This window comes from Streptomyces sp. NPDC056347 (assembly GCF_042262625.1).
Lineage (GTDB): Bacteria > Actinomycetota > Actinomycetes > Streptomycetales > Streptomycetaceae > Streptomyces.
In genome coordinates, this window is sequence record NZ_JBHJQP010000276.1 from 1 (window position 1) to 6,908 (window position 6,908).

The following is a 6,908-nucleotide window of genomic DNA, read 5'->3' on the forward strand; positions in this document are numbered from 1 at the left end:
CTTCCGTTCCTTCAGGTCACACTCAGACGTTGATGCCGTGCGAGGCCAGGAAGGCGATCGGGTCGATGTCCGAGCCGTACTCCGCACCGGTGCGGACCTCGAAGTGCAGGTGCGGTCCGGTGACGTTGCCGGTGGCGCCGGAGAGGCCGAGCTGCTGGCCGGCGCTCACGGTCTGGCCCGCCGAGACGGACAGCGAGGAGAGGTGGCCGTACTGCGAGTAGTGGCCGTCGGCGTGCTTGACGACGATCTGGTTGCCGTAGGCGCCGCCCCAGCCGGCGGTGACGACGGTGCCGGAGGTGATGGCCTTGACGCCGGTGCCGGTGGCGACGGGGAAGTCGATGCCGGTGTGGCTGCCACTGGACCAGTTGGAGCCGGAGGCCCGGTAATTGGTGGTGTGGTTGCCGGGGACCGGGTGGACGTAGCCGGAGCCGGTGTCCTCGGTGGCCGGCGCGGCGGCCGGGGCCGGGGCGTCCTCGGTGGCGGAATCGGCCGGGGCGGGCTGCCCGGCGGCCGGGGCGACAGCCTTCGACGGCAGGGCGGTACCGGTTCCGGCACCGGCGGGCGCGGCCTTGGCGGCGGTCGCGGCGGAGAGGGTCAGCTTCGTGCCGGGGAAGATCAGGCTCGGGTTCCCGCCGACGGCCTCGCGGTTGTCCTGGTACAGCTTCTGCCAGCCGCCCTTGACGTGGTGCTCGGCGGCGATCTTCGACAGGTAGTCGCCGGTGACGACGGAGTACGTGGTGGGCGCGGCCTTCGGGGCGGCCTTCGGCGCGGTGTGCGCGATGGCGGTCCGCTCCGGCGCGGCGACCGGCGCGGACTGCTCCGCGGCGTGGGCGCCGGTGGCGCCGAGCAGCGGCAGTGCGATGACGGCGCCGCCGGTGCTGACCGCGGCGAATCCGCGGGCGATGGGGCCGACCTTGGGACGGCGGTGCTTACCCGTGATGGGCATGGCGTCTTTCCTCTCCGGCGCCTGCGAGGTGAGCTGTCGGGTTCGGGCTGGAGATGCCCGGCCGCACCGCGTGCGGCTTCACCCCTAGCCGGCCGGATTTCTCCGGTCGGCGGCCTACCTGGTTCCCCCGCTCCTGCCACGCGATAAGTGGATGTGAATTCCGGTCGGCGGCAGGATTGGGCGGGCCGTCCGGAATGACGGTGACCGTAAGCGAGCCGGGACGGCGAGAACAAGCGGCAGGTTCCACGCGGGTATTCCGTTCCGGGAATTCGATTCGGAATTCCGGTCACCCTCCGTGGATTATCGATCTTGGAATTCCGCGCCGCGCACGGAATGCCCGCCGCTCCCGCCGCCACGCACCGTCACGAATATGATCCCGCTCACGAGCTTCCGATCATCTCCCTTATAAACAGGCGATGTTCTGAAAAAGTGCACATTACGGACACGTGCGAAGCGGTCAGCGTCTTCCGAGTCGCAGCACGCGCGCGTCGAGATCGCCCCTCAGTCCGGTGTGCAGCCCCTGGTGCAGCAGCACCGAGCCGTGGTGGACCGCCCCGGTGTCCCGGCAGGTGTACGCCGCCGCGGGATCGAGCCCGCGCAGCCGCAGGGCCGGCGGGCGCTCCCCGTACCGCTGGGCCGCCAGCCACATCAGGACCACGGTCTCCTCGCCGAGGACGTACTGGACGGCGCTGAGGCCACCGCGCGGCGCACGCAGCCGGTACAGAGCGCCGTGCTGCACCACGGGGCGGATCTCCTTGTAGAGGTCCACCCAGTCACGCGCCTCGGCCAGCTCCTCCTCGCTCCATTCGGTGAGGTTCCCGCCGATGCCGAGCACCCCGGCCATGGCGCTCACGAAGCGGAAGCGCAGCGAGCTGACCCTGCCGTTGAGCTGGCGGTTCGGGCTGTCGGTGACCCAGGCCGCCATCACCCGGGCCGGGTGGAGGTGCCCGAAGCCCTCGTGGATGGCGAGCCGGTCGAGCGGGTCGGTGTTGTCGGAGGTCCACACCTGGTCGGTACGGGAGAGGATGCCCAGGTCGATCCGGCCGCCGCCGCCCGAGCAGGACTCGAAGGCGACGGCGGGGTGTGCGGCCCTGAGCCGGTCGATCAGCGCGTACAGGGCCTGCACATGGGCGGTCCAGATCTTCTGCGGATACTCCTCGCCGGGCCAGCCCGGATCGGTGAAACAGCGGTTGAAATCCCACTTCACGTAGTCGACGGGGGTGCCGGAGAGCAGCGTGTCCAGCTGGTCCCAGAGGTAGGCCCGGACATCGGGCCGGGCCAGGTTGAGCACCAGCTGGTTGCGGTACTCCGTCCGGGTCCGGCCGGGGACGTGCTGGACCCAGTCGGGATGTGCCCGGTAGAGATCGCTGTCGGGGTTGACCATCTCCGGTTCGACCCAGATGCCGAACCGCATGCCGAGCCCGTGCACTTCGTCGGCGAGCGGCTTCAGCCCGCCGGGGAAGCGGTCCCGGTCGGGGGTCCAGTCGCCGAGCCCGGCCCGGTCGCTGGTCCGCCCGGCGAACCAGGCGTCATCCACCACGAACAGCTCGACGCCCATCGCGGCGGCGCGCCGGGCGAGGGCCCGCTGCTGGTCCAGCGAGATGTCGAAGCCGGTCGCCTCCCAGGAGTTGTAGAGCACCGGGCGCAGGCTCCCCGCGTCCGGGACGACATGGGCCAGCTGCCAGGAGTGCCAGGCCCGGCTGGCCCCGCCGAAGCCCCCCTCGCTCCAGAGCCCGGCGAAGACGGGTGTGGTGTACGACTCACCGGGGGCGAGCCGGAGCAGCCCGGAATCGTCGTGACCGGCGCCGCCCGTGATCTGTACGAGTCCGTCGGGCAGCCGCTGCACGCTGATCCGCCAGGAGCCGGACCAGCCGAGCGCGCAGCCGTAGACCTCGCCGCTCTCCTCGGTGGCCGCGCCGTCGGCGTCCAGCGCGGCCCACGGCAGGTACTGGTGGCCGGTGTGGCCCCGCCTGCTGGAGATGACGCTCTCGCCGTGGAGCAGCTCCGCGCGCTCGATCCGGGTCTCGGCCGACCAGCGGCCGTGCAGCCGGCTCAGCCGCCAGCCGTCCCGGGCGGGCAGCGACCAGGCGGCCGCGTCGGCACGCAGCAGTTCCAGCGGCGGGCCATCCGGGCCGGCGTGGGCGACGGTGGCCCACCGTTCCACGACGTCGGAGTCGTCCCGCATCCGGTAGTGCAGGGTGAGGGCGAGCCCGTGTACGGCGTCGGTGAACCCGATCCTCAGTTCGTCGCCCTCGGTACCGGCGGACCGGAAGGCCCATTCGGTGCCGCGGACGAGCGGGGTACGGACCGAGAGCGCGGGGCGGACGAACCTGGGGCCGCCCTCCACCGGGTATTCCTCATGGCCGTCGAGGGGGGATTCGAAGGACCGGTGGGGCAGGTCCGGTGCCGCGGCCAGCGACTCGGCGGCCGCGAGGGTGATCCTCGGTCCCCAGTGCAGGTGGAGCAGCTCGTCCCGTTCGGTCAGTGCCAGTGCGTAGCCGCTGTTCTCTCCGGTGAGCAGCCAGGTACGGCCGGTACGGCCCGTCTCGATCATTGCGCCCCCGTCGTCCGGCAGTTCCGCACATCATCGGCCGCCGAGGGGGCGTGGGCAACGGTGCCTCACGGGGTGGGCCGGCGGCCGGGAACCGGAGTCCGTCCGGGCGCCGAACCCGGGTATCGCCCCGGGTATCGACAGGGAAGAGCCGGGATGATTGCCTGAGGAATCGATGTCGTATCGTCGCCGCAGTCGTGCCGCCGACGACCAGCGCCGGCGCCGGACATTCCAGGAGTCACCGTGACGCAGCAGTTGCCGCAGGTCCCGTCGACGGAGCCCGAGCTGGCGGGTGTCCGCAACTTCCGCGACGTGGGCGGGCTGCCCACCACGGACGGCCGGCGGGTGCGCCACGGGCGGCTCTTCCGCAGCGGCCATCTGGCGCACGCCACCGCCGAGGACACCGCCTTCCTGGGCGGTCTGGGCCTGCACACCGTCTTCGACTTCCGCAACTCCGCCGACCGCCGCCTCGACGGCCTGGACGTGGAGCTGCCGGGCGTGCGGAACGTGAGCATCCCGCTCTCCGACCCGGCCGACGGCGCGGAGTTCTGGCACATGGTCCGGGACGGCGACACGGCGCAGCTGCGTTCCATACTCGGCGACGGGAAGGGGGCGAACCGGATGATCGCCTCGTACCGCTCGATCATCCGGGACCGCACCGCCGAGCACAGCCGGGTGCTGCACGCCCTGGCCGAGGACAGTGTGCCCGCGCTGATGCACTGCGCGGCGGGCAAGGACCGGGCGGGGCTGTCGATCGCGGTGTCACTGCTGGCCGTCGGGGTCGAGCGCGATGCGATCGAGGCCGACTACCTCAAGTCGAACGACGCGCACCGGCGCTACCGGATGCGCCGCAGCGACACCTCGGCCGCCGGGATGTCGGCCGAGGTCATGGAGCTGCTGAACCCGCTCTTCGGCGCCCGCGCCGAGTACCTGGCCGCGGCCTTCGCGACCATCGAGGAGACCTGGGGCAGCACCGAGCGGTACTTCTCCGAGGGCCTCGGGCTCGCCCCCGAGACCCGTGAGCGGCTGCGCGAGCGGCTCCTCGGCCAGGGGTGACCCGGTGCGCTCAGCGCTTGCCCGCCACCTCGAACAGCAGGTAGAGGAAGGCGGCGACGACGTGACCGGCGACGAGATAGGCGATGAGCCGGATCACGATGCCGCGCGGGAACTTCCGCTCCTGGGCCTCGTAGTGCTTGCTGGAACCGAGCGGGTCGTAGTTCTCTGAATCGGACATGACGGTCCTCTCTGGCGACCGGGAACCGGTCTCAGTGGTGAATGTCGCTGCCGAGACACAGCTCGGCGGCGGGGCTCTGCAGCAGGGTGTGGACGAAGAGGAGCTCGGCACCCTCACGGCCGGTGGCCGTGATCCGGTGCGGGGTGAGGGAGTCGAAGTGCGCGCTGTCGCCGGGGGCGAGGTCGTGCACGGTGTCCCCGAGCCAGACCCGGAGGTGCCCGGCCAGCACGTAGAGCCATTCCTCGCCGGGGTGGACCCGTACGAGATCGCTTTGCGCACCGTGCGGGACCCGGACGCGGAGGGCCTGCATGGCCCGGCCGGGGCCGCCGGCCCGCCGGTACATCCAGCCGTCGGCCTCGGCCCCGTCGTACGTTCCGCCCCGGATGATCGCGTCGCGTTCCGGGGGCATCTCGCCGAGGAGCTCGGAGACCGTCGTGCCGTAGATCCTGGCGAGACCCAGGAGCATCGGCAGCGAGGGCTGGCGGCGGCCCGTTTCGAGCCGGGAGAGATGGGCGGGTGAGAGCCCGGCCCGCTGGGCGGCGCTCTCCAGGGTGAGACCGCGGCTTCTGCGCAGGTCGCGCAGGCGGGGCGCGACCCCGGGCAGCTCCTCGGCCACCCCTCCGTCTGGAGGATTCATGTACCCATTGGGCCAGGTGACCTGCCTGAGAGGCAAATTCCTTGCCTCTCAGGCAAAAGCCCTCAGCGGTTGGCGACCGCCTGCTTCACCAGTGTCCTCCCGAAGTCCCACATCAGCCCACCCCCGCCGTGTGCGTCGTCCATCACCTCGGCGAACGCGGCGACGAAGCGGTCGACGTCCGCCTCGTCGACCACCAGCGGCGGGATCAGCTTGATCACCTCCAGGTGGTCGCCCGAGACCTGGGTGAGGATGCGGTGCTTCTGGAGCAGCGGCACCACGACCATCTGGGCGAAGAGCCCCTTGCGGGCCGCCTGGAGCATCGTCCAGCGGCTGCGCAGCTTCAGCGAGGACGGCCGGCCGAACTCGATGCCGATCATCAGCCCGCGTCCGCGCACCTCGTGCAGCAGCTCGTACCGGCCGACCAGGGCGGCCAGCCGTTCCCTCAGCAGGTCGCCGGTGCGGCGCGCGTGGGCGACGGTGTCCTCGTCCTCCATCACCGCGAGCACCGCGAGCCCGGCCGCCATCGCCTGGGCGTTGGAACCGAAGCTCGCGGAGTGCACCAGCACCCGGTCCATCGAGGAGTAGACGCGGCGGAAGATCCAGTCCTTGCCCAGGGTCGCGCCGACCGGGACGTAACCGCCGGAGAGCGCCTTGGCGACACAGACCAGATCGGGCTCGACGCCCTCCTCGTGCTGGTACGCGTAGAAGTCACCGGTGCGGCCGAGGCCGGTCTGCACCTCGTCGGCGATGAGCAGCGCCTTGTGCCGGTGCAGCAGCTCCTGCGCCTCGCGCAGGAAGCCGGGGGGCGCGGCGTGGACGCCCTTGCCCTGGATCGGCTCCACGACCAGGGCCGCCACGTCGCCCCGCTTCAGCTCGCGCCGCAGCGCGTCGAGGTCCCCGAGCGCGATGGCGGTGTCGGGCAGCAGGGGTGCGAAGCCGTCCCGGAAGCCGCTCTCCCCGTTGACCGAGAGGGAGCCGGTCGTCAGTCCGTGGAAGGCGTGGGCGCAGTACAGGACGCGGGGTTTCCCGGTGGCGTAGCGGGCGAATTTCAGGGCCGTCTCGACCGCCTCGGTGCCGCTGTTGCCGAAGAAGACCCGGTCCAGGTGCGGGCTGTGCGCGAGCAGCCGTTCGGCCAGCAGTCCGGGCAGCGGCTGGCAGTCGAAGCGGGTCAGGTCGGGCAGTGAGGCGTCCAGCACGTCGTGCAGCGCCTTGCGCACGACGGGGTGGTGGCGCCCGAGGCCCATCACGCCGAAGCCGGCGAGCATGTCGAGGTAGTCGTTGCCCTCCGCGTCCCAGAAGTGGGCGCCCTCGGCCCGTTCGTAGACGTTGTCGAAGCCGATGGTGTGCAGCATCCGGGGCAGCTGGTGGTTGAGGTGCCTGGTGTGCAGCTCGTAGCGCTCGGCGCCGCGCTCGGCGAGGAGCCGCGCCAGATCGAAGCCCTTGGGCCGGTCGTCCGTCATTGCCCGCTCTCCTCGTTCCTGGGGTGCCCGGGGTGGCCGGTGGCGGTCCCTGGGGGCGCCGGCGGGCCGGTGGTCCGGGG

The 6,908-nt window shown here is 71.7% G+C and carries 6 protein-coding genes and 1 riboswitch; of the genes, 1 reads left to right on the plus strand and 5 read right to left on the minus strand.

Features of this window, described 5'->3' with window-relative positions:
- Positions 1-22: 22 nt before the first annotated feature.
- Positions 23-946 carry a LysM peptidoglycan-binding domain-containing M23 family metallopeptidase gene (locus tag ACFCV8_RS34980; protein ID WP_376689551.1) on the minus strand — a complete coding sequence of 308 codons (924 nt, stop codon included), beginning with the start codon at positions 944-946 and terminating at the stop codon, positions 23-25.
- Between the two features lie 3 nt (positions 947-949).
- Positions 950-1,106, minus strand: a riboswitch (cyclic di-AMP (ydaO/yuaA leader).
- Between the two features lie 297 nt (positions 1,107-1,403).
- Positions 1,404-3,500 (minus strand): alpha-galactosidase, encoded by a 2,097-nt coding sequence (locus ACFCV8_RS34985; RefSeq protein WP_376689552.1) that lies wholly within the window; start codon positions 3,498-3,500, stop codon positions 1,404-1,406.
- Positions 3,501-3,740: 240 nt separating this feature from the next.
- Here ACFCV8_RS34985 and ACFCV8_RS34990 point away from each other — a divergent pair, with 240 nt between their 5' ends.
- The gene (locus ACFCV8_RS34990; RefSeq protein WP_376689553.1) at positions 3,741-4,553 is read left to right on the plus strand and encodes a tyrosine-protein phosphatase; all 813 of its coding nucleotides are present in this window, start codon (positions 3,741-3,743) and stop codon (positions 4,551-4,553) included.
- Positions 4,554-4,563: 10 nt separating this feature from the next.
- Here ACFCV8_RS34990 and ACFCV8_RS34995 read toward each other — a convergent pair whose 3' ends face one another.
- From ACFCV8_RS34995 to ACFCV8_RS35005, 3 genes are all read right to left on the minus strand, one after another.
- Entirely contained in the window at positions 4,564-4,731 is a 168-nt protein-coding gene (locus ACFCV8_RS34995) for a DUF6126 family protein (protein ID WP_376689554.1), read from the minus strand.
- A gap of 31 nt (positions 4,732-4,762) precedes the next feature.
- Complete coding sequence (locus ACFCV8_RS35000) at positions 4,763-5,368, minus strand: helix-turn-helix domain-containing protein (RefSeq protein ID WP_376689555.1); 606 nt, start codon at positions 5,366-5,368, stop codon at positions 4,763-4,765.
- 62 nt (positions 5,369-5,430) lie between these two features.
- A complete protein-coding gene (locus ACFCV8_RS35005; protein ID WP_376689556.1) occupies positions 5,431-6,828 on the minus strand; it encodes an aspartate aminotransferase family protein in 1,398 nt (465 codons plus the stop codon).
- Between the last annotated feature and the right edge of the window lie 80 nt (positions 6,829-6,908).